We start from the raw sequence: 22,709 nt of genomic DNA on the forward strand, positions 1-22,709 counted from the left end.
CATGGTAGTTGAGACGACGGGCCATCCCTATGAAGCCCTCACACCCGATACTATCCTGGATGCTGTTGAGGCGGCCGGCTATGCCATTAACGGCCGGCTGTTCCCCCTTAACAGTTACGAAAATCGGGTGTACCAGGTAGGCATCGAGGACAGCACCCCGGTGATCGTCAAATTTTACCGACCCGACCGCTGGACACCCGAGCAGATTCTCGAAGAGCACGCCTTTGTAGCGGATCTTGAGGCGGGCGAAATCCCCGTCGTGGCTGCTCTCCCTGGCGCTGACGGTCGAACACTGTTCGAGCACGCCGGGTTCCATTTCGCAGTATTCCCCCAGCGAGGGGGGCAGGCGCCCGATACCAGTGAGAAAGATACCCTGTACCGCCTGGGGCAATGGCTGGGACGGTTACACGCGATCGGCTCGGTAAAACCGTATGAGACTCGACCCAGCATCCGGATACTTGATGATTTGCGGGAGAGCCGGGATTTTCTGGTGCAGAGTGATTTCATACCGGGCGACCTCCTCCCCGCTTACACCAGCTTGCTGCGGGATCTCGAGCCGCGCATAGAAGCTGCGCTTGACCAGGCCGGTGATGTCGAAACAGCCCGTCTGCACGGGGACTGTCACGGCGGCAACCTGCTGGTGCGGGACGAGCGCATCCTCATGGTTGATTTTGACGACTCGCGCCAGGGGCCGCCCATCCAGGACCTGTGGCTACTTCTGAATGGCGACCATCGCGAGCGCGGCCATCAACTGGCCGAGCTGTTGGAAGGGTATGAGCAGTTCAACAGTTTCAACCGTCGCGAGCGCATTCTGATCGAGCCGCTGCGAACGCTTCGCGTGGTGCGTCATGCCGCGTGGCTGGGACAACGCTGGTCTGATCCTACGTTCCCCATGCACTTTCCCTGGTTCGGGCAACCCCGGTTTTGGTCAGACCATATCCTGATGCTAAGGGAACAACTATCGGCATTGGACGAGCCGCCGCTTTCGTTGGCGCCCTGATAATTTATTTGATTCAGATAAAACACGGAGACTAGCGCATGAGCACAAAGGGGAGGCTCAAGCCCGCCACCTTGATCCTGACAGTTGTCGCTACCATAGCAGCGACGGTTGCCGTGCTGGAGTACTACGGCGTGCTGAAGCACTCGCTCGATAAGAGCGCCTTGCCCGTGGGAGACTTCAAGGCCATCTATCTCGCCGATGGCGAGAGTTTTCGCCTGTCCCCCAGTAAACCCGAGGTGCATGCCGAGTGTCACCGCGGCTATCTGGTTATCGCATCCAATACCGACGAAAAAATGCGCGGCCTGCTGGTAGACTTCAAAAACCGCGGCGTCGCCTGCACGGCAGCCAGTACCGCCGAACCGGCCACTGAATCCGCTGACTAAAACCTATGCCCGATCCAGAGGAACCCGTTGTGTCTGGGGCTTCACCTAAAGATATGCCTACCGAGCGTGACCGTATTTTTACCCAGGCCGGAACCCGACCTGGCAGTTTTCAGTTCGATGACGCGGTCGCGCGCGTCTTCCCGGACATGATTCGTCGCTCGGTTCCCGGTTACACCACCATCATACCCATGATTGGCGTCATAACTTCGCGCTTCGCCCAGCCGGACACGAACCTCTACGACCTGGGCTGCTCCCTTGGCGCTTCGACCCTGGCCATGCGACACGGTGCCCAACATGCGTCGTGCAGGGTGATCGCTGTGGATAATTCGTCGGCGATGATAGAGCGCTGCCAGCATCACATCGCGCTTGATGACAACGCTGTCCAGGTCCAGTTACGCTGCGAGGATCTGCTGGACTCCACAATTGAGAACGCGTCCGTGGTGACGCTCAACTTTACCCTGCAGTTCGTTCCTCCGGATCAGCGCTCGAGCCTGCTGAGGCGGATTCACGAGGGCATGGTCGACGGTGGCGCCCTCATCCTTTCTGAAAAAATATCTTTTGAAGACGATGACGAGCAATCATGGCAAAGCCTGCTGCACCACGATTTCAAGCGGGCCAATGGCTATTCTGACCTAGAGATAAGCCAGAAGCGTTCCGCACTGGAGCAGGTTCTTGTCCCTGAAACCCTGACAGCGCATCGACAACGACTGCTGGATGCCGGCTTTACCCGCGTTGTTCTCTGGTACCAATGCTTCAACTTCGTTTCCCTCGTAGCTCTGGCCAATAGACAGAAAAATGACCCTGCCCCATCCGCTTGACCTGAGCCGCCACTGGCGCGACCTGTATGACCCTCTGCTGACGCACCTGTGTGAGACAGGCAATGCAGCCTGGGCCGGCCAGCTGCAGAATCAGCTTTTGCAGCGGTTTGTGAGTCACCCCCATGGTGACCTAGAGCGCTGGCAGAACGCTTATAACGGGTTACCCGTCTCCGCGGCCGCCAAGGTGCTGCCGAACCGATCAGCTGTAGCGGTTACCGCGAACGAACCGGATCAACCTGACATGAGGCTTGGCAGTCTTCAGCCAGAGCTGGAGCATGCCCTGCGAGGTCTGATGCCGTGGCGCAAAGGGCCATTCGAGTTTTTCGGTCTCAGTGTTGACACGGAGTGGCGCTCGGACTGGAAATGGGACCGGGTCGCGCCGCACCTCAGCGACCTGACGGGGCGGACCGTTCTGGATGTCGGCTGCGGCTCCGGTTACCACTGCTGGCGCATGTGGGGCGCCGGCGCTAGCCGCGTCATAGGCATAGACCCGGGCTTACTGTTCCTGATGCAATTCCTCAGTCTCAAACGGTACGACAACGCGGCGCCGGTCGATCTGCTGCCGATCCGCGTGGAAGACCTGCCCCCCGACATGGCTTACTTTGATACGGTTTTTTCCATGGGCATTCTCTATCACCGCCGCTCGCCGATAGACCACCTGCTGGACCTCAAAGCGACGCTGAAACCGGGCGGCGAAGTCGTGCTGGAAACACTGGTGATCGCAGGGAATGAAGGCGAAGTGCTCATGCCCGAGGACCGCTACGCCATGATGCGCAACGTCTGGTTTATTCCCAGCAGCAGGTCACTCAAGCGCTGGCTGGCACGAGCCGGCTTTGTTGACATTCGGGTCGTCGATGAAAGCCTGACCTCCACAGAGGAGCAACGCGCCACCGACTGGATGCAGTTTCAGTCGCTTTCTGACTTTCTCGACCCAAGCGATCCTTCAAAGACGGCGGAGGGCTACCCCGCCCCGCTGCGGGCCACTCTTATTGCCCGCAAGCCCCGCTAACCCAACCCCGGGGAAGCAGCCTGGCGCCTCGTGACACTAGACGAAAGGGTGTCTTAGCGTGATGGTCTCGACCCGGTCTGGGCCGGTGGAGATAATGTCGATGGGCGCCTCAATCTGCTTCTCCAGAAAAGCAATGTAGGCCCGAGCGTTGGCAGGTAGCTGTTCCATAGCAGTAAGGCCGACGGTGCTTTTAGCCCAGCCGGGCAGTTCTTCGTAGATCGGCTCTATCTGGTCATAGAGGTCGCAGCCAATCGGCGGCCGCTGCAGTTCACCCTGGGGCGTTTTGTATCCCACGCAAACCTTTACAGTCTCGAGCCCATCGAGAACATCCAGTTTGGTCAGACAGATCCCGGAGACACTGTTGATCTGGATAGCGTGCCGTAACGCGACCGCGTCGAACCAACCGCAGCGGCGGGCACGCCCGGTTGTGGTTCCGAACTCATGGCCTTTTTTAGCCAGATAGGCCCCCGCGTCATCGAATAACTCGGTAGGGAAAGGCCCCGACCCGACTCGCGTGGTATAGGCTTTGGTGATTCCCAGCACATAGTCCAGATAGAGCGGCCCGAAGCCGCTGCCTGTCGCCGTCCCCCCGGCCGTTGTGTTCGATGAGGTGACGTAGGGGTATGTTCCCAGGTCGATATCCAGCAGTGAGCCCTGCGCGCCCTCAAACAGCATATTTTTCTGCTGTTTACGATAATCATGGAGCATCCCGGTGACATCCGCGGCGAGAGGTAGCAGCTCTTGGCCCCACTCCATCATCTGGTCGAGTGTCTTCTGGAAGTCGACTTCCTCAGCGCCGTAATACTGGGTAAGGACGAAGTTGTGATAGCCCATCAACTCCGAAAGCTTCTCCGCGAAAGCCCCTGGGTCGGCAAGGTCGCCGATCCGCAAGCCACGGCGGGACACTTTGTCTTCATAGGCCGGGCCTATTCCCCGTCCGGTGGTCCCGATCTTGGCATTTCCGCGACGCGCCTCACGCGCCAGATCAAGAGCAACATGCGTCGGCAAAATAAGAGGACACGCGTAACTCACCCGCAGGCGTTCTCTTACTTCAACCCCGCGCGCTTCCAGTTCACGGATTTCCTTGAACAGCGCATCAGGCGCCACAACGACACCATTACCGATGAGGCAGATGACGTGCTCCCGGAGTATGCCGGACGGAATCAGATGCAGGGCTGTTTTCTCGCCTTCTATCACCAGCGTGTGCCCGGCATTGTGCCCCCCCTGAAAACGGACCACTGCGGCAACCTGATCGGTGAGAAGATCAACGATCTTACCCTTGCCTTCGTCACCCCATTGGGTGCCTAAAACTACAACATTTTTACCCATTGCCTATTCTCGGTCGTCGGGGCCCAGGCACAGCCGGAGGGCCTTGGTATGAGTTTCAGGTGATTTGGAGCTGATCACGAGCAGTCGGTACAGAAAAGCCTACTGAGCGTTCAGAGCCTCGATATGCCACTTGCCGTCACGCTGCACAAGTTGCCGATCGCATTGGCTGCGTGCCCGGTGAGAATCCTCGTCGGGCAAGGCCTGAATAACAGTTTCGCAACGGCGCAATTCACTTACACGACGCTGTAGATCCGGGTCATCGACTGCCGGTGCGTATATCGCACGGTGATCCACAACATCGCTACTATCGGCCAGAAGTGTGAGCCGTCTGAGGTCAGCGCTGAACCCGGTAGCCGGACGCCCACGACCGAAATCTTCGCCGATCGCGTCGTAACGGCCACCCTGAGCCAGAGCCTGCTCACCCCCTGCCCCGAAAGCAGCGAATACCAACCCGGTGTGGTAGTTGTACCCCCGAAGCTCGCAAAAATCGAAGCCCAGGCTGACGTCTGGAAAGCGCGCGGACACGCGGTCAGCAACGTACTCCAGATCACCCAGAGCCTTCTTGATGCGTTCCGACGCCGTCCCCAGAATTTCGCTTGCCTGCGCGAGCACCTCGCGACCACCAACCAGCGGCGCCAGCGCGAGAAGCTGAGCACCGGCACTGCCGGCGGGCTGATTGCCCAGCAGCTCATGAAGCTCCGGCACGGATTTTCGCCGAACGGCGTCGAATACCGCCTTCTGCTTTTTATCGCTAAGCCCGGCCGCAGCGACCAGCTCCTGGTAAATAACAACGTGAGCCAGATCCAGGTGCACCCGTGCAACGCCTGCTACCGCGAGCGCTTCGAGCATCAGCACGACAATTTCCTCGTCTGCAGCCAACGCACTGCTGCCGAACAACTCACAGCCGACCTGAAGCGGCGCTCTGCCGCCGGTGAGGCTGAGGGGGCGTGTATGAAGCACATGCCCGGCATAGCAAAGTCGGGTTACACCTTTACTCTGCAACCCGTGAGCGTCGATACGCGCGGCCTGAGGCGTCATATCGGCCCGAACGCCCATCAACCTGCCTGTCAACTGATCGGTTAGTTTGAACGTTTGCAGGTCCAGGTCGTTGCCAGTGCCAGTGAGGAGGGACTCCAGATATTCGATCATCGGTGGAGATATCAGTTGGTAACCCCACCGCTGCCAGGAATCCAGCAACTCCCGGCGCAACGCTTCAATACGCAGCGCAGTCGGTGGCAGGAGGTCTTCCACTCCGTCCGGGAGTAGCCAGCGGTCGGATACCGTCATGAAATGCTTCCGTGGTTTGGCGTCATCGCAACAACGCCCTCGCAAAAGGAGGGCGCGACAGGAGCCCGGATTTTACCGTGATAGCGGGCACAAAAAAACCGGAAAGCGAAACTTGTCCCAACTTATCGCTACCTGATAGGTACGATAAGCCGTAGCTCCGCTCTCCGGTTCCCCCGCACGCTTTCAGCAGGGACAGGAAAATCAACGACTAGTGACGCGGTTTCAGTTATTCCCGGACGCGCTACCGGTGGCCTGCATGTCGTTCATGAAACGCAGGAAGTCGCTATTGGCATCAAGCACCAGCATGTCGCCCTTGTCCTTGAATGTCTCTTCGTAGGCACGCAGGCTCCTGAAGAGTTTGAAGAACTCTGGGTTCTGGTCATAGGCATCAGCATAGGTCTTGGCTGCAACACGGTCACCTGATGCACGGACTTCTTCAGCCTCACGGAATGCCTCAGCCAGTACGATGGTGCGCTGCCGATCAGCATCGGCCCGAATGCCCTCGGCCAGTTCCCGACCACGCGAACGATACTCCTGAGCTTCTTTTTCACGCTCTGTGCTCATCCGCCGGAAGACGTTCTGACTCACTTCGCCTGGCAGCTCAATTGCCCGTACCCGGATATCGCGTACCTTGACCCCGAACTCCTCCTCGACCAGTTTATCGACCGACTCGGTCAGGTTATCGACCAGCGCATCACGCTCTCCAGAGATAACTTCGTACATGGTACGGCCAGCGAATTCGTTCCGCAGACCGGTGTCCACACGCGAGGTAATCAGGCTGACCGCGCGCATTTCATCCCCACCGGTCGAACGGTAGAACTGGTCCACATCCTGAATCTGCCAGGTCACATACGAGTCCACGTCGAGCGGCTTCTTCTCGATGGTGAGATAGCGATTGGTGGTGACATCCAGAAGAAGCACCCGGGTGTCGAACGTCCGGCTCTCATCAATCCACGGCAGCTTAAAGTGAAGCCCGGGCTGGATATCGGTTTCTACCAGCTCACCGAACCGCAGCAATACACCGCGGTGGGTCTCGGGGATCACATAAACCGTGGCAGACACCAGAAGAATGACGATAAACGCCGCGACAAGCGCTACTAAACCTTTAGGTGTCATATTAACGTGCCCTCCGGGTGGTGGTGCCCTGTCTGTTCTGCAATTCCTGGATGACCCGGTCGGTCAGCGTTTCCATGTCCAGGGCCGCCGTGTCCGAAATATCCGGAGCACCTTCAGTCTGCTCGTTATTGGCCCGGCCCTGGGTCAGACGGTCCAGAGGCAGGTACATCATGTTATTACCCCCATCTACGTCCACCAGTATTTTGCTGGTACGGCCGAGCACCTTCTCCATGGTCTCAATATAAAGGCGCTCACGGGTTACATCTGGCGACTCTGCGAAGACGTCCAGTAAAGCAAGGAATCGCTGGGTTTCACCTGCCGCGGTCTCAACGATCTGGGCGCGGTAAGCGGTACCTTCCTCGATCATACGCTGGGCACGACCCCGAGCTTCCGGCACGACCCTGTTACGATAGGTCTGGGCTTCTTCAATAAGACGCTGCTCGTCTTCCCGCGCGCGCTGAACATCTTCAAACGCGGCTTGAACCTGTTGTGGAGGCTGCGTGCTTTCCACGTTGACTTTCACGACCTGCAAACCGGCCCCATACGCATCGAGGAACGATTGCAGTCGCTGCTGAACCTGAACAGCCAATGCAGCCCGGCCGGTTGTAAGCACTTCGTCCAGGTCGGAGCCACCCACTTCGTGACGCAAGGAGCTGTCCGTCGCGAACCGAAGCGTTTCTGACGGGTCGCGCACGTTAAGCACGTAGGCTTGAGCATCAGAGATCCGGTACTGCACCTGCAGGTCGACGTTAACGATGTTCTCATCCTCGGTAAGCATCTGCTTCGAGGTCTGGGTCGACCGAACATTGGTTACCTGAACCTTGCGGACGTCGTCGATGAGCGGGATACGGAACTGAAGCCCCGGGTTGACCGTTTTGTGGTACTTGCCGAAACGCAATACAACGGCCCGCTCCTGCTCATCGACCGTATACACCGACTGAACCACAAGAAAACCAACTGCCACAATTGCAATAATGGCGAGGATAGGCCCAAAACCGCTACCTGAACTGCCACGCTTGCCACCCTGACCGCCGCCCCCTTTGCCGCCAAAGAGCTTATTGATCTTGTCCAGGCCTTTTCTAAGTGCCTCATCCAGATCTGGCGGACCCTGATCGCCACCACCCCGTCGCCCGGTCCCCCAGGGATCCTGGTCGTTACGGTTGCCACCCGGTTCATTCCAGGCCATAAAATTCTCCGTCAAGTACGAAATCGGTCCGGGCACGCGTAAGAGCGCCCGTCAAAAAATCAGAGGCGGAGGTCAGCTCCGCCTCAAGTGGTGCAAATACTATTGATTATGCCCCGTTACGGCAACCGGAGTCGGTTGACCTCGGCTTCACCCGTACCGGCGCGCCGCAGGAGCTGATTCCAGTCACGCATCTGCATGCGGACCTCTAGCTCGGCATCACCGTTATCGAGCTGTTGTTCGCCAACCACAGCGCCGGCCCCGTAGAACAGCGCGCGTAGTTTACCCTGCCCTGGAGTCAGACGCAGTCGCTCGTGGATCACGTCTTCGACCAGAAGCTCACTGATGGCATCGAGCAGCTCGGTGAGGCCAGCGCCGGAAACCGCCGAAACCCAGGCCCGCACAGGCTTGCCCTCGCCATCCCGCTCTACCCGGGGTGCCACGCCGTCCATGCAGTCAATCTTGTTATAGACCTGCAGAACGGGCACCTCGTCCGCACCGATTTCGGCCAGGACAGTTTCGACCTGCTCGATGTTATCGTCGCGGCGTTCATCATTTGCGTCGATGACATGCACCAGAAGCGACGCTTCTATCGTTTCTTCCAGCGTCGCGCGAAACGCTTCCACGAGCTTATGAGGCAGGTGGCGGATAAAGCCCACTGTATCAGCCAGCACCATCGGCCCCAGATCCGGCAGCTCCAGTCGACGCAACGTTGGGTCCAGCGTCGCGAAGAGCTGGTTGGCGGCGAATACATGGGATTCAGTCAGCCGGTTAAACAGGGTGGATTTGCCGGCGTTGGTGTAGCCGACCAGTGACACCGTCGGCATATCCGCGCGTTTTCTGGCTCGGCGACCCTGGTCCCGCTGCCGCCGCACCTTGTCCAGGCGGCGGTTGATCGACTTGATCCGACCCCGCAGCAATCGCCTGTCGGTTTCCAGCTGCGTCTCACCCGGGCCACGCAGCCCAATGCCGCCTTTCTGCCGCTCCAGGTGAGTCCAGCCCCGCACGAGCCGGGTCGACATGTGCTCCAGTTGCGCGAGCTCAACCTGCAATTTGCCTTCGTGCGTCCTGGCACGCTGGGCAAAAATATCGAGGATGACTCCGGTTCTGTCGAGCACGCGGCATTTGAAAGCTCGCTCGAGATTGCGCTCCTGGCTTGGCGAGAGGGTATGGTTGAACAGCACCACATCGGCTTCTGCATCGGTCACAGCCTGCCGTATTTCTTCCATTTTGCCTTCACCCACAAAATACCGTGGGCTCGGCTGGCTTCTCGAGCCAGTGATTGTACAGACCGGTTCGACATTGGCAGACCGAACCAGCTCCCGAAATTCGGTTGGGTCTTCGCTATGGCTTTCGGTAGGAAACTCTAGGTGAACAAGCACTGCTCGCTCACCAAAATCAGGACGTTCAAACAAGAGGTGGCATCGCCTCCTTCACGGGGACAGTATCAGGCTCAGGAAGCCTCTTCAGGCGCCTCGCCATCAACGGGACTATGAACAACCCGGACGTTGCGCGCCGGCACAACCGTCGAGATCGCATGCTTATAGACCATCTGGCTAACAGTATTTTTCAGCAATATGACAAACTGATCGAACGACTCGATCTGGCCCTGCAACTTGATTCCGTTGACGAGAAATATCGATACCGGAATTCTCTCCTTGCGCAGCGCGTTCAGGTAAGGGTCTTGTAGAGAGTGCCCTTTTGACATGTTCTTTCTCCTATTTATTTAAAAATGCAGCTTCAAGTAGCCGTTCGAAAATTATTGGGGCCGCGGACTATCCCTAGCCGGGCCAGGACCTCGGTTAATACTGTTCTCAAGGCTTGGGTATGCACCCTTAATGTGGTGTGCAATCGACCAATTTCAATACATTCCGATAAAGATCGGGGCTTCCAGGGTCCAAAGAATGAGCCTCAGGCCAGCGACGCAACCACGTCAATTGGCGTTTGGCCAGCTGTCGGGTAGCCGCAATCCCTCTCTGGACAAGTTCTTCATAGCTGAAGTTCCCTTCCAGGTGTTCCCAGACCTGCCGATACCCCACACACCTCATCGAGGGCAAGTCCAGGTTAAGATCACCTCGTGCGCGAAGTCTCTCTACCTCGTCAATCAGGCCTCTATTAAGCATCATCGTGAAGCGCGCTTCAATGCGTCGATGCAGCAAGGCACGAGATTCCGGTATTAACGCGAGTTCCAGTATGCGATAGGGCAATGCAATTGTTTGAGCGGCGCCGCGTTCGTCTTGCCCATCCCATCTTCCCCTTGCGGCCCAGTGCGATGACAGCGGCCGCCCGCTAAGTTCAAAGACTTCCAGTGCACGCACGAGTCGCTGATGGTTGTTTGGATGCAGTCCAGCGGCGGCTTCAGGATCAATACGCTGCAGCTGGCGGTAAAGGCTGTCCCAGCCTTCCAATTCCGCGGTTTCCAACAAGCGCTGCCGAACCGTCTGGTCCGCCACAGGCACATCAGCGAAGCCCTCTTTCAATGCCTTGAAATACATCATGGTGCCGCCGGTCAGGAGCGGCACCCGGCCTTCAGCAACCGCGGCATCCATCTCGCCCCGTGCATCCCGGCAGAAGTCACCAACGGAGTACGTCTCAGCCGGGTCGATAACGTCAATGAGGCGATGGGGCGCTCGCGCCAATTCAGCTGCACTGGGCTTGGCTGTGCCAATGTCCATGCCACGGTAAATCATGGCGGAATCGACGCTGATAATCCGGCCCGGAAGGACATCCTGCAGTGCAATGGCCAGGTCTGTTTTACCCGCGGCCGTCGGGCCCATGATAAAAATGGCCAGCGGCAGATCAACGCCCGGCTGATGAACCACGATCAGCGGCCCCGCAGGAACAGCTTGTCCAGATCAGCCAGGGTCATCAAAGTCCAGGTCGGTCTGCCGTGGTTACACTGACCGCTGCGCTCGGTCGCCTCCATGTCGCGCAATAACGCGTTCATTTCTGGCAGTGTCAGTTGGCGGTTAGCCCGCACTGAGCCATGGCATGCCATAGTCGACAGCAACTCATGGGTGACCGCTTCTATCCGGTCACTTTGGCCATGGGTAATCAGATCAGCCAGAACATCGCGAACCAGCTGCTCGGCGTCAGCCCCGCGCAGCATCGCCGGGATCTGCCTGACAACCAGGCTTTCAGGACCCAGCCGCTCCACTACCAGACCCACCTGCTGAAGGGTCTCCCGGCTGTTCTCGGCAGCGCTGGCCTCACGCTGGCTGACAGCAACAGTGACCGGCACCAGCAATGGCTGGAGCGTCATACTCTCCTGCTCCAGCGCCTTCTTCATCCGTTCGTAGGTAATTCGCTCATGCGCGGCGTGCATATCGACCAGAATCAGCCCACGCGAACTCTGGGACAACACATAGATACCGTGTAGCTGGGCGATGGCGTAACCCAGGGTGGGCTCGTTCTGATCGTCCATCGGTGCGGTGGTCGCCACCGGCTGCCGGACGGGACCAGCTTGCGAGACCGGCCCGCCGCCGTGCAGCGCCTGGTAAAACCCCATCTGCTCGCGGGCTTCCTGGGGGGCCGGATAGCGCGTTGCGGCATAGGCTGTAGCGCCAGCGTCACGGTGCCCCGTACCGCTGGCATTATCGTAACCCGTACCGTTAGCACTGCTGCCCACCAAGAACTGCGCGCCATTCTCCGAACTGCCCGGCGCGCTGTCCTGCAGGGCCTCGGTTGCAGAATGATTCCCCGGCAGATGGTCAGCAGGACGAACCTGCGCAAGCGCCCGGTGCAGGCTACGAAATATAAAATCGTGTACTAGCCGACCATCCCTGAACCGGACCTCATGCTTTGTGGGGTGAACATTGACGTCGACATTGGCCGGGTCCAGTTCAAGGTAAAGCACGAACGCCGGATGACGGTTGTTATACAGCACGTCGCGGTATGCCTGACGGACGGCATGGGCCACCAGCCTGTCCCGAATAACCCGCCGGTTAACGAAAAAATACTGCAGGTCGGCCTGACTCCGGGAAAAAGTCGGCAGCGCAACCCATCCCCACAACCGTAGACCCGACGCTTCATTATCGATCATTACCGCGTTCTCGATAAAACGTGTGCCGCAGAGGGACGCTATACGGCGCTCCTGATCGACCTGAGAGTCTGCCGGGCGCTGGCTGAACAGCGGCTTCTGATTGTGGCGGAGGGAAAAACCGACATCAAAACGGCTCAGAGCCTGCCGCCTGAGCCCTTCCTCAATATGGTTAAACTCGGTTTTTTCTGCCCTCAGGAACTTACGCCGGGCCGGGGTGTTGAAGAAGAGATCCCTCACCTCCACAGTCGTGCCCACCGGGTGGGCCGCCGGGCTCAAGCGGGCATCCATGTCGCGCCCTTCCACTTCTACACGCCATGCCGCTTCAGATTCGGGTACCCGTGAAGTCAGGGAGAGCCGTGACACCGAACTTATACTAGCCAGTGCCTCTCCCCGAAAGCCCAATGAGCTCACCGACTCAAGGTCATCCAGGTCCTGGATTTTGCTGGTTGCGTGGCGGCTCAGCGCCAGGGATAAGTCGGCCTCGTCAATTCCGCCACCGTTGTCCCGAATACGCACGAGCTTGGCGCCGCCCTGCTCAACGTCGACTTCAATACGGGATGCACCTGCATCGAGTGCGTTCTCCACCAGCTCCTTGACAACGGAGGCCGGTCTTTCGACAACCTCACCAGCTGCTATCTGATTGGCAAGACGCGGAGTAAGTACGTGGATACGGGACATGGGGCCTGAACAACCGGACGCGAATAGACATGACTGAGGAGCGACGCTCCTTCAGCCCGCCAGCATACCAGAATCAGGAAGTCGGGATACGGATAACTTGACCGACCTGGAGCTCTTCATTGTTAAGGCTGTTCAACTCTTTGAGCCGTCCTACAGAGGTCTGGTTGCGTCGCGCGATCCCGGAAAGGGTATCGCCGCTGCGTATCTTATAGGCCAGTTCGTCGCCCTTGCGTCGTTTTTCCCAGGCGAGCAAGGTGCCAGGGGGCGGCAGCTCTGAAAAGTGGGCAGCGATACCCTTGAAAACAGAGCGGGCCAGCTTTGCCCGATGTGCCGACGAGCGAAAGCTACGTTCTTCCTGTGGATTGGACAGAAATCCAGCCTCAACCAGCAAAGATGGGATGTCTGGTGACTTCAGGACGACGAACGCGGCCTGCTCCACCTGGCGCTTGTGCAAATCTGTAACGGCGCCCATCTCCTTCAGAATGCGCCCACCCACGCCCAAGCTGGCATTCATGCTGGCAGTCATCGACAGGTCAAGCAGAACACTCGCGAGCGTCTTGTCCTTGTCCCCCAGTGAGACACCGCCCACCCCGCCGATCAGATCGGCCTCGTTTTCACTCTGCGCCAGCCATCGGGCACTTTCACTGGTAGCCCCCCTGAGAGACAGCGCATATACGGAAGCACCGCGAGGCTGAGGTTTGAAGAACGCGTCCGCGTGAATAGACACGAAGAGGTCGGCATTGGCCTTGCGGGCAATTTCCGTGCGTTCGCGCAAGCCGATGTAATAATCACGGTCCCGGGTAAGTACCGCGCTGTAGCCACGTTCTGCCGAGATCAGCTTTTGCAGGTCCCGCGCGATTTCCAGAACAACATCTTTTTCGCGCAAGCCGGTCGGGCCGATCGCGCCGGGGTCCTCACCGCCGTGGCCGGCGTCAATGACCACTATGATATCCCGCTGGCCCGAACTGCTGTTATTGCTCATGACCGGCGCATAGCTCTGCTTCTGTTGCTGCCCTGAGTCGACCAGATCAATGACAAGACGATGACCATACTGGTCATTAGGCGGAAGCACGAAACTGCGGGGTCGCGATTTGGTTGCCAGATCCAGTACGATTCTAAGGTCGTTGCCGTTACGCGGAGCGCTACGGACCTGGCGGATCTGGCTATCGCCGAGGTCAAGCTGGGTGACATCGTACTTCAGCGATGCATTACGAAGATCCACCACAAGCCGATGGGGATTTTCGAGCGTGAATACCGAATGCTCCACCTCGGCGCCCAGATCAAACACCACCCGCGTGTGGTCGGGGGCCGGCCATACACGGGCGTTTTCCACCGGAACCTGGCCCATGGCGCCACCACTGAATACCAGCAGGCAGACCAGCCACCCCGCCACCAAAAGCTCCAGGGCCCACGGCCGATCGCCACGACGGCGTGAACATCTATTATCAAACATCGTCGGATTTTCCTGTTGAGTTGGCGCGTTCCCGCGACGACTGCACCGCTGAGACGCCTTTTGCAGACATCAACAACTGCTTAAGCGCTTCGGCCATTCCCGCACCCCTGCGGGATTGTGGTCGATACCGGACAAGACGGGCCTCTTCAGTCGGCTCAAGCTCGAGCTCAAGATCAGGTGTGCCGAGCCATCCTGCCCCTTTTTCGGGCCATTCAATAAGACACAGGGCATCGTCCCGCAAAAAATCTCTGAAGCCCATGAACTCGAGTTCTTCCGGATCATTTAACCGGTAGAGATCAAAGTGATAGGCCATCGGGCTGAGGCTTTCATAGGGCTCCACCAGCGTATAGGTCGGGCTTTTCACTTTACCCTCATGCCCGAGCGCCCGGAGCAACCCTCTTGCGGTCGTCGTTTTACCTGCGCCCAGAGGGCCATGCAGAAAAACCAAACCGCCGTCCCGGCAACATTGCGCGAGCGCGGCACCCAGCGTCTCAGTTGCCGTTTCGTCACTCAGCAACCACTCAGATGACCATGCCGTTGAGTTAGACATGCACGGCTCCTGTTGTATCCGGTCTGGTTTCGCTCGACTTCAACAGTCTGGCCGCTGCCAGCGGCAGGTCACCAGCCAGCATGCCAGCCATACTCAGCTCAGCCGCCAGGAGGTCGGCCGACGCTCCGTGCAACACGCCACCCAGGATCGCTGCTGATACCCCTTCCTGGCCCTGGCCCAGCAGAGCGCCGATCAGGCCACAAAGCACATCACCCATTCCGCCTGACGCCATGCCGGCATTACCCGCATCAATAAGCGTTGGCACTGACGCTGAATCAGCATTCTTTACAAGCGTGCCTGCACCTTTCAAAAGCACCACGCAGCCATAGCGGTTGCTGAGCGAATCGAGAGCCCGGATCCGGTCCCTTTCAATGTCGGCGACCGAGCATCCCAGCAGCCTCGCCGCTTCACCCGGGTGGGGGGTCAGAACCACGTGGTTGCCAAGCTTTCTTTTACCAGCGCCGTTACCATCAGGGTCGCCCTGCTCTTTTGCCAACAGATTCAATCCATCCGCGTCGATCAGTACCGGTCCGTCGAACTCAGTGCGCACCGCCTGTAACAGTTGCTGCCCCCACGGACCCTGACCGAGGCCGGGCCCGACAATCACGGCGTCAACCTGTTCAAGCAGTGGCAGCAACTCGCTCCGATGCCGGACCCCCCTGACGATCAGCTCGGGCCGGCGCGCCAGGTAGCCGGATACATGCTCCGGTTGTGTTGCCACGAAGACCATGCCAGCGCCGGATCTGGCGGCCGCTTCCGCCGCCAGCAACGCAGCACCGCCCATACCGAGGTCGCCGCCAATGACCAGTACCCGTCCGAAATCGCCCTTATGAGCGGTAGGCGAACGCTTCGGCCATCCGACCCGGGCAGTAGCCCAATCGAGCCGGATAGCAACTGCTGGAACCGCCGCGGCAATGTCGTCGTCGCAGCCAAGGCTGTCGAACACCAGCTCGCCCACGACTCCCGGCCCTTTGCCGGTAAACAACCCAAGCTTCAGGCCGATAAACGTGATTGTGAGGTCGGCCTGAACGGTTTTACCCAAAAGCGTACCGGTGTCGCTGCACAACCCCGACGGCATATCCACCGCCATAACCGCGGTTTCTGCCTGATTGATTGCATCAATCGCAGCGTCGTACGGCGCGCGAACGGCGCCTGTCAGGCCGGTGCCAAGCATGGCATCGACGACCAGCTGGGCGTTGACTAGCGCTTGGTGCAATAACGTGTCAGAGAACGTCTCGACCGCAACACCGGCCTGACGGGCCTCCTCATAGGCCCGCCGGGCGTCGCCCTGAAGCTTGCCGGTATCGCCCAATAGCAGGCAGCGCACATCATGTCCCTGTTGTACGGCCTGGGCAGCGATAATGAAACCATCTCCACCGTTGTTGCCGGTGCCGCAAAGCACGAGCCAGTGCCGCACCGCCGGCCAGCGGCGCATGGCGTGGCGAAAGGCCGAGCGTCCCGCGCGCTGCATGAGGGCCAGCCCGGTCACCTGAGCCTGAGCGATATAGCGCGCATCCAGCTCGCGCACGGCATGGCCGCTATAGAGTGCGCGGGGCAAGGCGCTTTTCTTCAGCAATGAACTGTCGATTGCAGATTCCGCCATTCGTAAGACTTTTCAATAGGTTGCCGGCCCGGACCGGAACAAAAAGAAACCGGATTAAAAGAAAGTTCTAGATCACTGGAAAGCATAGCAAAATTACAGCAATTGTACATAACATGAACAATACGTTAGAGCGTTTGGTTGCAAAACATGGAGGACGCCTGGAACGCGGTCTATCATAGGGCTGTTTCCAGCCATACTGCTAAGCACCGGTACTGCATGACTCAACCCGATATTACGCCCAACCCAGCCATCATCGACCCTGGCGACGCCCGCGCCATGGCCGACGCGGCAAAGACGATTAAAGAATGGGCTGCTGAGCTTGGCTTCCAGGGCATAGGCATTACCGACACGGAGCTGGAGCAGGACGGCCAGCACCTACAGCACTGGCTGGACAACGACTACCACGGCGACATGGACTGGATGGCCAAGCACGGCACCAAACGGTTCCGCCCAGCCGAGCTCGTGACGGGCACCTGCCGGATCATCTCGGTGCGCATGGATTATGCCCCGGCGCCCGACTCACCCGCCGCCGTGCTCAAGAACCGGGAGAAAGCCTATATTTCCCGGTACACGCTGGGGCGCGACTACCACAAACTGCTGCGCAAGCGACTTGCTCAACTGGCTCAGCGCATTGACGAGATGCTGCAGGGCTACGATTACCGGGCCTTCGTCGATAGCGCCCCGGTGCTTGAAAGGGCCGTCGCCCGCAAAGCCGGGCTGGGTTGGACCGGCAAGAACACCATGTTGCTGAACCGCAAAGCCGGGTCTTTTTTCTTTCTCGGTGAGATTTTTACCAGCGCGCCCCTGCCTCTGGACGAGCCGTACAATGGCAGTCACTGTGGCAGCTGTAGCAAATGCCTGGACCTGTGCCCCACTGATGCATTCGTGGGGGCGGGCACCCTCGACGCGCGACGTTGTATTTCCTACCTCACCATTGAGAACAGCGGGCCGATCCCGCTGGAGTTTCGCAAAGCAATGGGCAACCGGGTATTTGGCTGCGACGACTGCCAGTTGGTATGTCCCTGGAACCGGTTCAGTAAACCGGCCAGTGAGCCCGACTTTCAGCCGCGACACAGCCTCGATAACAGTGATCTGGCGAGCCTGTTCCGTTGGGATGAGCAGACCTTCCTGGAGCGCACCGCCGGCTCTGCAATTCGACGTACGGGCTTCGAAGGCTGGCTGCGGAATCTGGCCGTGGCCCTTGGCAATGCACCGTCGACCATCCCGGTTCTGGAAGCGTTGCGCTCACGCGAGGAAGACCCCTCTGCTCTGGTACGGGAACACGTTCAGTGGGCCCTGGCCCAGCACGAAAACTGAAGGAAAAGCTCCGGGCCCACACTACCGTACCGTTGCCGATCAGGAAGACGGGGTCTCAACATTTTCCACACCCGGGATCTGACCTGCTCCCTAGCGACTGCAGAACTGCACGCCAGGAATGCTTTAACGCATGCTAGCGGTGACATTCAGCTCGCGAGCAATCATCGGAGCATGAAAATGCTGACGCCCACCAAAACTTCAAGGAAGTCTAGCCAATTAGCCACATCGACTTTCAATTATTTTTCTGTTGCAATACAAACTCAACGCTATCTGGGTCACTCTTACGGAAGATAATACCAACCTCATGAACATCTTTATTTCTTATATACTCGCGCTCAAGCAACTCTTTGAGCCGCTCGGATTCGATGAGCTCTATCGCGTCTTCTCGATCTATCCATAATCTTCGCTCCGTGCTCTTGCAACGCGTACTATGGGTTCCAACTACAGCTTTTGCCAAATCAAACCCGACAGCGCTTTCATAAGTTACAGTCCATATTTCCAAGGGCTCGCCTTGTGCTGTAACGATAACTTCAGGGTCCTCGATCGTCACATCTATTAGTCCTTTAGCAAGAAACTCATCGCCCTTAATGTTGGTGCTCTGAAAACAGCCCTTTGCCGTCACTGCACGGAACTGTGGCCGGTTATCACCTTCGTTAGTAGATGCGCCTGTAGTCGCTGCAAATAAAGACAAGACACCAGTGAAGTACATTAGCCTGAGTATGGCCATTTCCCACCCCTTATCTAAATTGTTCAATTGATTGCACGATTACTAAGCGCATTGAAGACGTGACAATGCGCACCAACATATTCAGCACTCGATGCTTCACTTTCTCTTCAGAAATCTGGTATGCATACACCTTCACATTCTGTGAAGCGTACTCAAAGTACTTTTGCTAATCACCGGAATAGCCGAGGTTTCTGAAACACCTGGTCGGTGGGCACAATAAGTCCCCCGACCGTTTCTATGCAGCCCTGACAAGCCCGAAAACTGAGAGTTTCATTTTACTACCGATCGGGTCTGGCGCGCTCAGCTGATTAGTGCAAAATACCGATTGTGAAACTGCAAGCTGACCCCGGGCCTAAACCACAGGCACCGGGCTGAAGAACCTTAGCTGAAGTCACAGACCCAGAAAGAACTATTCAGGTAACCGTATAAACGTCTTCCTGTAGTGCTTCAGTTCTGCAATAGATTCGCGAATGTCATCCAGGGCCAGGTGAGCGCCGCTCTTGGTGAAGCCTTCCAGCGCGGGCGGGTTCCAGCGACGAGCCAGCTCTTTCAGGGTGCTGACATCAATATTGCGGTAATGGAAAAAGGCTTCGAGCTGGGGCATGTAGCGGGCCAGAAAGCGGCGGTCCTGGCCAATGCTGTTGCCACACATGGGCGAAATGCCGGGGGCCAGATGGCGCGACAGGAACTCGATGGTCTGCTGTTCCGCATCGGCTTCGCCTACCTGGCTTTCCTGGACCCGCCGGGTTAAGCCCGACTCGCCATGGGTGCGTGTGCACCAGTCATCCATCTGCGCCAACACTGTCTCCGGCTGGTGCACCGCCAGGACGGGGCCTTCCGCGATCAGATTCAACTGGGCATCGGTCACGATGGTGGCGATCTCAATGATGCGGTCGGTTTCCGGCTCCAGGCCGGTCATTTCCAAATCGATCCAGATCAGCCGGTCTTGCTCGCTCATGCACTTTCCTTATGGTCTCAGGTTGTCGGTTGGCTTTTGACAGATGGAGGTGCTAGTTGTCTCAATAGTAGTCTAAAGGCGAGGCAGCGTTCTGACCCTTGGTGTTCAACACGAGTCCGATATGCTTACGCTGAATTCGGTATGATGGCACACACTCGGCCACCCGGGCATCCAGTCAACCGCTCCATAACAGGACACCCACTGCAACTCATGGCAAAACGCAGGCTTAACAAGCAACAGCACTGGCGCATTCAGAAGGTTCAGGAAGAGCGCGCCAAGCGGGCCGACCGTAAAGAGCGGCAGATCGACCAGGAGCTGTCGGCGGGAACCCTGGGCGACGAACAGCAAGGTCTGGTTATTGCCCATTATGGCCAGCAGCTGGAAGTCGAGGCACTGGAAGGAGAGCAACGGGGACAGCTGATTCGCTGCCATGCCCGGGCAAATCTGGCCAGCCTCGTCACCGGCGACACGGTGGTCTGGCGGCCCGGCGCCGAAGGAACCGGGGTCATCGTCGCACGCCATGACCGGCGTACGGAACTTCTGCGGCCCGACAATTACGGCCAGCTCAAGCCGGTCGCTGCCAACATTGATCAGATTCTGCTGGTAATAGCACCTGAACCGGAACCCCACGCCAATCTGATCGACCGTTATCTGGTTGCGGCGGAGGTTACGGGCATCCCGCCGGTGCTGCTGTTGAACAAAGCGGACCTGGCCGAAGCGAAATCCGCCAGTATTGTGGGGCTCTTGCAGGGCTATGAGCAGTTGGGCTACCAGGTGCTGCGGACCTCGGCCAGACAGCCGGAGGAGCTTGTCGCCCAGCTTGGCCCCTGGCTGAAGGACAGGACCAGTGTATTCGTGGGCCAATCCGGTGTCGGCAAGTCGAGCCTGATCCAGCAGTTGATGCCCGGCGAGGATATCCGCGTCGGCGCCCTCTCAGAAGGCCAGCGCAAAGGCACCCACACCACGACGACGGCGCGGCTTTTCCACCTGCCCGCTGGCGGTCGCCTGGTAGATTCGCCGGGCATTCGCGAGTTCGGGCTCTGGCATATTACCGAAGATCAGCTGATCGACGGGTTCATCGACATCAGCCCCCTGGTCGGCCATTGCCGCTTTCGCAACTGCAGGCATCAGGGCGAGCCGGGCTGCGCGCTGGACGCAGCAGTTAAGGCGGGAAAACTTACCAGCAAGCGGCGCGCAAGCTTCGAACGAATTCTCAGCGACATGGAAAGCCAACAAAGCCGAGGCCTCAGCCCGCGCACTGACTGAGAGCCCTAAACAGCGAGCTCTGCTTCAAGTTGCGGTCTCAGAGCTACCACTGCACTTCGTTCGGATCGACCTGACGCTTTTCGGCAGCATCCAGCCAGTCGCCGTCCTTGAGGCTGTCCTGTGCCTTTGCCGTGGGCGCCGGCTCACCGGTGAGGTCGATGACACCGTCGTTCGCGCCCGCGTTCTTCTGGATATCATCGGCTGCGTCACGATTCAGTACGATTATGGCGATCCGCCGGTTAACCGGTGCCGTGGGCAATTCCCGGTCAAATAGCACGGAGTCGGCCAGACCGACGACCCGGGCTATCTGCTTTTCAGCCACAGCCCCGGCGATGAGTGCACGCCGCGCGGTGTTGGCCCTGTCCGATGACAGCTCCCAGTTGCTATACCCGGCTTTGCCGACAAAAGGGGCGCTGTCCGTGTGGCCTGTAATGCTGATCTTGTTGGGCACCTGACTGAGCGGCTTGGCCAACTCGAACAGAATGTCCTCGGAATAGTATTTAAGCTGGGCGCTGCCGCTGTCGAACATCGGCCGATTGGAGCGATCAACGATCTGGATACGCAGTCCCTCTTCCGTCATGTCCAGCAAGAGTTGGTCCCTGAACTCACGCAGGGTCTCGCTTTGCTCGATCTGCTTTTTGACGTCTGCCAGCAACTGCTCCATACGGCGCAATTCGACGTTGTCGGCAACCTCTTCGATTGTCTCGACTTCACGCTCCATCTTGGGAACGTCGTCCTCGGCCGACTGGGCGGGCTCAATGCTCGGGCTTCCGCCGAGGTCGATCGGGTGTCGGCTGCCGCCTTCCGTGTAACCGATGGGGTCCTGGAAGTAACCTTCCACAGCCTCACGAACCTCCGGCGAGGTCCCCGCGGTGAGCCAAAGCACAAGGAAGAACGCCATCATGGCGGTCGCGAAGTCCGCAAAGGCAACCTTCCAGCTGCCACCGTGATGGCCAGCGGCTACCTTCTTGACTCGCTTGATGATTATCGGTTGGTCTTCCACCGCTTCAGCGCCTTGAATACATTAAAGGTAAGGTGCCACTACGCGTTAATCAGCGTGTGGCCAACTGTCGGGCTTTACTTGGAGCGGACGTGATCGTTGAGTTCCTGGAAGTCGGGCCGCTTCTCTGACTGCAGCGCCTTGCGCCCGAACTCGATGGCCATTTGTGGCGCCTGGCCGCTGACGGTTGCAATAATCGCTGATTTGACACAAGCGTACGCCTTGATCTCGTAATGGGCCTGATGCTCCATTGATGTAGCCATCGGCCCTACAAAACCGTATGCCATCAAAATACCCAGGAAGGTCCCTACCAACGCAGCCGCAACGTGAGCGCCGATTTCTTCTGGCGGGCCGCCAAGTGAGCCCATGGTGATAACAATCCCCAGTACCGCAGCAACAATGCCAAAGCCGGGCAGCGCATCTGAAACCTTGTTAATAGCATGCGCGGGCTCGGTGACTTCTTCCAGGCGCGTATCGATCTCCTGCTCCATCAGGCCTTCCAGTTCATGGGCGGCCATGTTGCCAGACGAGATGATTCGCAGATAATCGGTGATAAACGCAATCAGGTGCTTTTGCTTGAGCACGGCGGGATAGCGCGTGAATATCTGACTCTCCGCTGGGTTATCAACGTCCGCCTCAATGGCCATAACGCCCTGCTTGCGGGATTTGTCGAACAGGTCGTACAACAGACTCAACAGGTCCATGTAGAACGCTTTGTTGTAGGGCGATCCCGTCAGCAGCTGAAGCGCGCCCGAGAACGCGTGCTTGAGGGTATGCATCGGGTTGGCAATTACAAACGCACCCAGCGCCGCTCCGCCAATGATGAGAACCTCATAGGGTTGCCAAAGCGCGGCCATCTGGCCGTGAGAAAGCACATACCCGCCAACGACGGAAGCGATAACCAGGAGCGAACCGAAGATGATCGTCATTGCGATTGTTTACTCTGTTTTCGTCTGGATCCGGGGTGCCCCGGAGAGGCTTACTACCCAG

21 protein-coding genes are annotated in these 22,709 nt (G+C 58.4%); 6 read left to right on the forward strand and 15 right to left on the reverse strand.

The features are described from left to right. Nucleotide 1: 1 nt before the first annotated feature. Genes soil367_RS11980 through cmoB form a run of 4 tightly spaced genes read left to right on the forward strand, consistent with a single transcriptional unit; the run spans nt 2 to nt 3,210 of the window. Entirely contained in the window at nt 2-1,000 is a 999-nt protein-coding gene (locus soil367_RS11980; RefSeq protein ID WP_136549317.1) for a serine/threonine protein kinase, read from the forward strand. Nucleotides 1,001-1,038: 38 nt separating this feature from the next. Then, a complete protein-coding gene (locus soil367_RS11985) occupies nt 1,039-1,383 on the forward strand; it encodes a PA3694 family proteiin (RefSeq protein WP_136549318.1) in 345 nt (114 codons plus the stop codon). Nucleotides 1,384-1,436: 53 nt separating this feature from the next. Beyond that, on the forward strand, nt 1,437-2,201 hold the full coding sequence (gene cmoA / locus soil367_RS11990; RefSeq protein ID WP_136550605.1) for a carboxy-S-adenosyl-L-methionine synthase CmoA: 765 nt from the start codon (nt 1,437-1,439) through the stop codon (nt 2,199-2,201). Continuing rightward, nucleotides 2,179-3,210, forward strand: a complete 1,032-nt coding sequence (cmoB, locus tag soil367_RS11995) for a tRNA 5-methoxyuridine(34)/uridine 5-oxyacetic acid(34) synthase CmoB (RefSeq protein ID WP_136549319.1) — start codon at nt 2,179-2,181, stop codon at nt 3,208-3,210. The genes cmoA and cmoB overlap by 23 nt, the downstream gene beginning before the upstream one ends. Nucleotides 3,211-3,246: 36 nt before the next feature. On the opposite strand, the gene soil367_RS12000 is transcribed toward cmoB, so the two are convergent. The 11 genes from soil367_RS12000 to soil367_RS12050 form a co-directional block, all read right to left on the reverse strand. Continuing rightward, nucleotides 3,247-4,539 carry an adenylosuccinate synthase gene (locus tag soil367_RS12000; RefSeq protein ID WP_136549320.1) on the reverse strand — a complete coding sequence of 431 codons (1,293 nt, stop codon included), beginning with the start codon at nt 4,537-4,539 and terminating at the stop codon, nt 3,247-3,249. 99 nt (nt 4,540-4,638) lie between these two features. Next, complete coding sequence (locus soil367_RS12005; protein ID WP_136549321.1) at nt 4,639-5,826, reverse strand: ATP phosphoribosyltransferase regulatory subunit; 1,188 nt, start codon at nt 5,824-5,826, stop codon at nt 4,639-4,641. 222 nt (nt 5,827-6,048) lie between these two features. After that, nucleotides 6,049-6,942: a protease modulator HflC gene (hflC, locus tag soil367_RS12010; protein ID WP_136549322.1), complete on the reverse strand. Its 894-nt coding sequence runs from the start codon at nt 6,940-6,942 to the stop codon at nt 6,049-6,051. Nucleotide 6,943: 1 nt separating this feature from the next. Continuing rightward, nucleotides 6,944-8,128 (reverse strand): FtsH protease activity modulator HflK, encoded by a 1,185-nt coding sequence (hflK, locus tag soil367_RS12015; RefSeq protein WP_136549323.1) that lies wholly within the window; start codon nt 8,126-8,128, stop codon nt 6,944-6,946. Between the two features lie 116 nt (nt 8,129-8,244). Further along, nucleotides 8,245-9,540: a ribosome rescue GTPase HflX gene (hflX, locus tag soil367_RS12020; RefSeq protein ID WP_136549324.1), complete on the reverse strand. Its 1,296-nt coding sequence runs from the start codon at nt 9,538-9,540 to the stop codon at nt 8,245-8,247. A 38-nt stretch (nt 9,541-9,578) separates the two neighbouring features. Beyond that, nucleotides 9,579-9,833 (reverse strand): RNA chaperone Hfq, encoded by a 255-nt coding sequence (gene hfq / locus soil367_RS12025; protein WP_136549325.1) that lies wholly within the window; start codon nt 9,831-9,833, stop codon nt 9,579-9,581. Nucleotides 9,834-9,960: 127 nt separating this feature from the next. Then, the gene (gene miaA / locus soil367_RS12030) at nt 9,961-10,902 is read right to left on the reverse strand and encodes a tRNA (adenosine(37)-N6)-dimethylallyltransferase MiaA (protein ID WP_136550606.1); all 942 of its coding nucleotides are present in this window, start codon (nt 10,900-10,902) and stop codon (nt 9,961-9,963) included. A gap of 47 nt (nt 10,903-10,949) precedes the next feature. Beyond that, nucleotides 10,950-12,845, reverse strand: coding sequence for a DNA mismatch repair endonuclease MutL (gene mutL, locus soil367_RS12035; protein ID WP_136549326.1), 1,896 nt, complete (start codon nt 12,843-12,845; stop codon nt 10,950-10,952). Nucleotides 12,846-12,918: 73 nt separating this feature from the next. Next, nucleotides 12,919-14,298 (reverse strand): N-acetylmuramoyl-L-alanine amidase, encoded by a 1,380-nt coding sequence (locus soil367_RS12040; protein ID WP_246065273.1) that lies wholly within the window; start codon nt 14,296-14,298, stop codon nt 12,919-12,921. Then, nucleotides 14,291-14,848 (reverse strand): tRNA (adenosine(37)-N6)-threonylcarbamoyltransferase complex ATPase subunit type 1 TsaE, encoded by a 558-nt coding sequence (gene tsaE, locus soil367_RS12045; protein ID WP_136549327.1) that lies wholly within the window; start codon nt 14,846-14,848, stop codon nt 14,291-14,293. Before tsaE ends, soil367_RS12040 begins: the two co-directional genes overlap by 8 nt. Then, nucleotides 14,841-16,451 (reverse strand): NAD(P)H-hydrate dehydratase, encoded by a 1,611-nt coding sequence (locus soil367_RS12050; protein ID WP_136549328.1) that lies wholly within the window; start codon nt 16,449-16,451, stop codon nt 14,841-14,843. The genes tsaE and soil367_RS12050 overlap by 8 nt, the downstream gene beginning before the upstream one ends. Before the next feature lie 216 nt (nt 16,452-16,667). Between soil367_RS12050 and queG the strand changes: the two genes are divergently transcribed. Further along, nucleotides 16,668-17,768 (forward strand): tRNA epoxyqueuosine(34) reductase QueG, encoded by a 1,101-nt coding sequence (gene queG / locus soil367_RS12055; RefSeq protein WP_246065274.1) that lies wholly within the window; start codon nt 16,668-16,670, stop codon nt 17,766-17,768. A 232-nt stretch (nt 17,769-18,000) separates the two neighbouring features. Here queG and soil367_RS12060 read toward each other — a convergent pair whose 3' ends face one another. Continuing rightward, complete coding sequence (locus tag soil367_RS12060) at nt 18,001-18,495, reverse strand: hypothetical protein (RefSeq protein WP_136549329.1); 495 nt, start codon at nt 18,493-18,495, stop codon at nt 18,001-18,003. Nucleotides 18,496-18,904: 409 nt separating this feature from the next. Continuing rightward, nucleotides 18,905-19,453, reverse strand: coding sequence for an oligoribonuclease (gene orn, locus soil367_RS12065; protein ID WP_136549330.1), 549 nt, complete (start codon nt 19,451-19,453; stop codon nt 18,905-18,907). Nucleotides 19,454-19,663: 210 nt separating this feature from the next. On the opposite strand from orn, the gene rsgA reads away from it, so the two are divergent. Beyond that, entirely contained in the window at nt 19,664-20,719 is a 1,056-nt protein-coding gene (gene rsgA, locus soil367_RS12070; protein WP_136549331.1) for a small ribosomal subunit biogenesis GTPase RsgA, read from the forward strand. A gap of 43 nt (nt 20,720-20,762) precedes the next feature. Here rsgA and motB read toward each other — a convergent pair whose 3' ends face one another. Together motB and motA are read right to left on the reverse strand one after the other, a co-directional pair. Continuing rightward, nucleotides 20,763-21,722 (reverse strand): flagellar motor protein MotB, encoded by a 960-nt coding sequence (gene motB / locus soil367_RS12075; protein ID WP_136549332.1) that lies wholly within the window; start codon nt 21,720-21,722, stop codon nt 20,763-20,765. Between the two features lie 74 nt (nt 21,723-21,796). Then, entirely contained in the window at nt 21,797-22,648 is an 852-nt protein-coding gene (gene motA, locus soil367_RS12080) for a flagellar motor stator protein MotA (RefSeq protein WP_136549333.1), read from the reverse strand. Nucleotides 22,649-22,709 lie beyond the last annotated feature (61 nt).

This window comes from Hydrocarboniclastica marina (genome assembly GCF_004851605.1).
GTDB lineage: Bacteria > Pseudomonadota > Gammaproteobacteria > Pseudomonadales > Oleiphilaceae > Hydrocarboniclastica > Hydrocarboniclastica marina.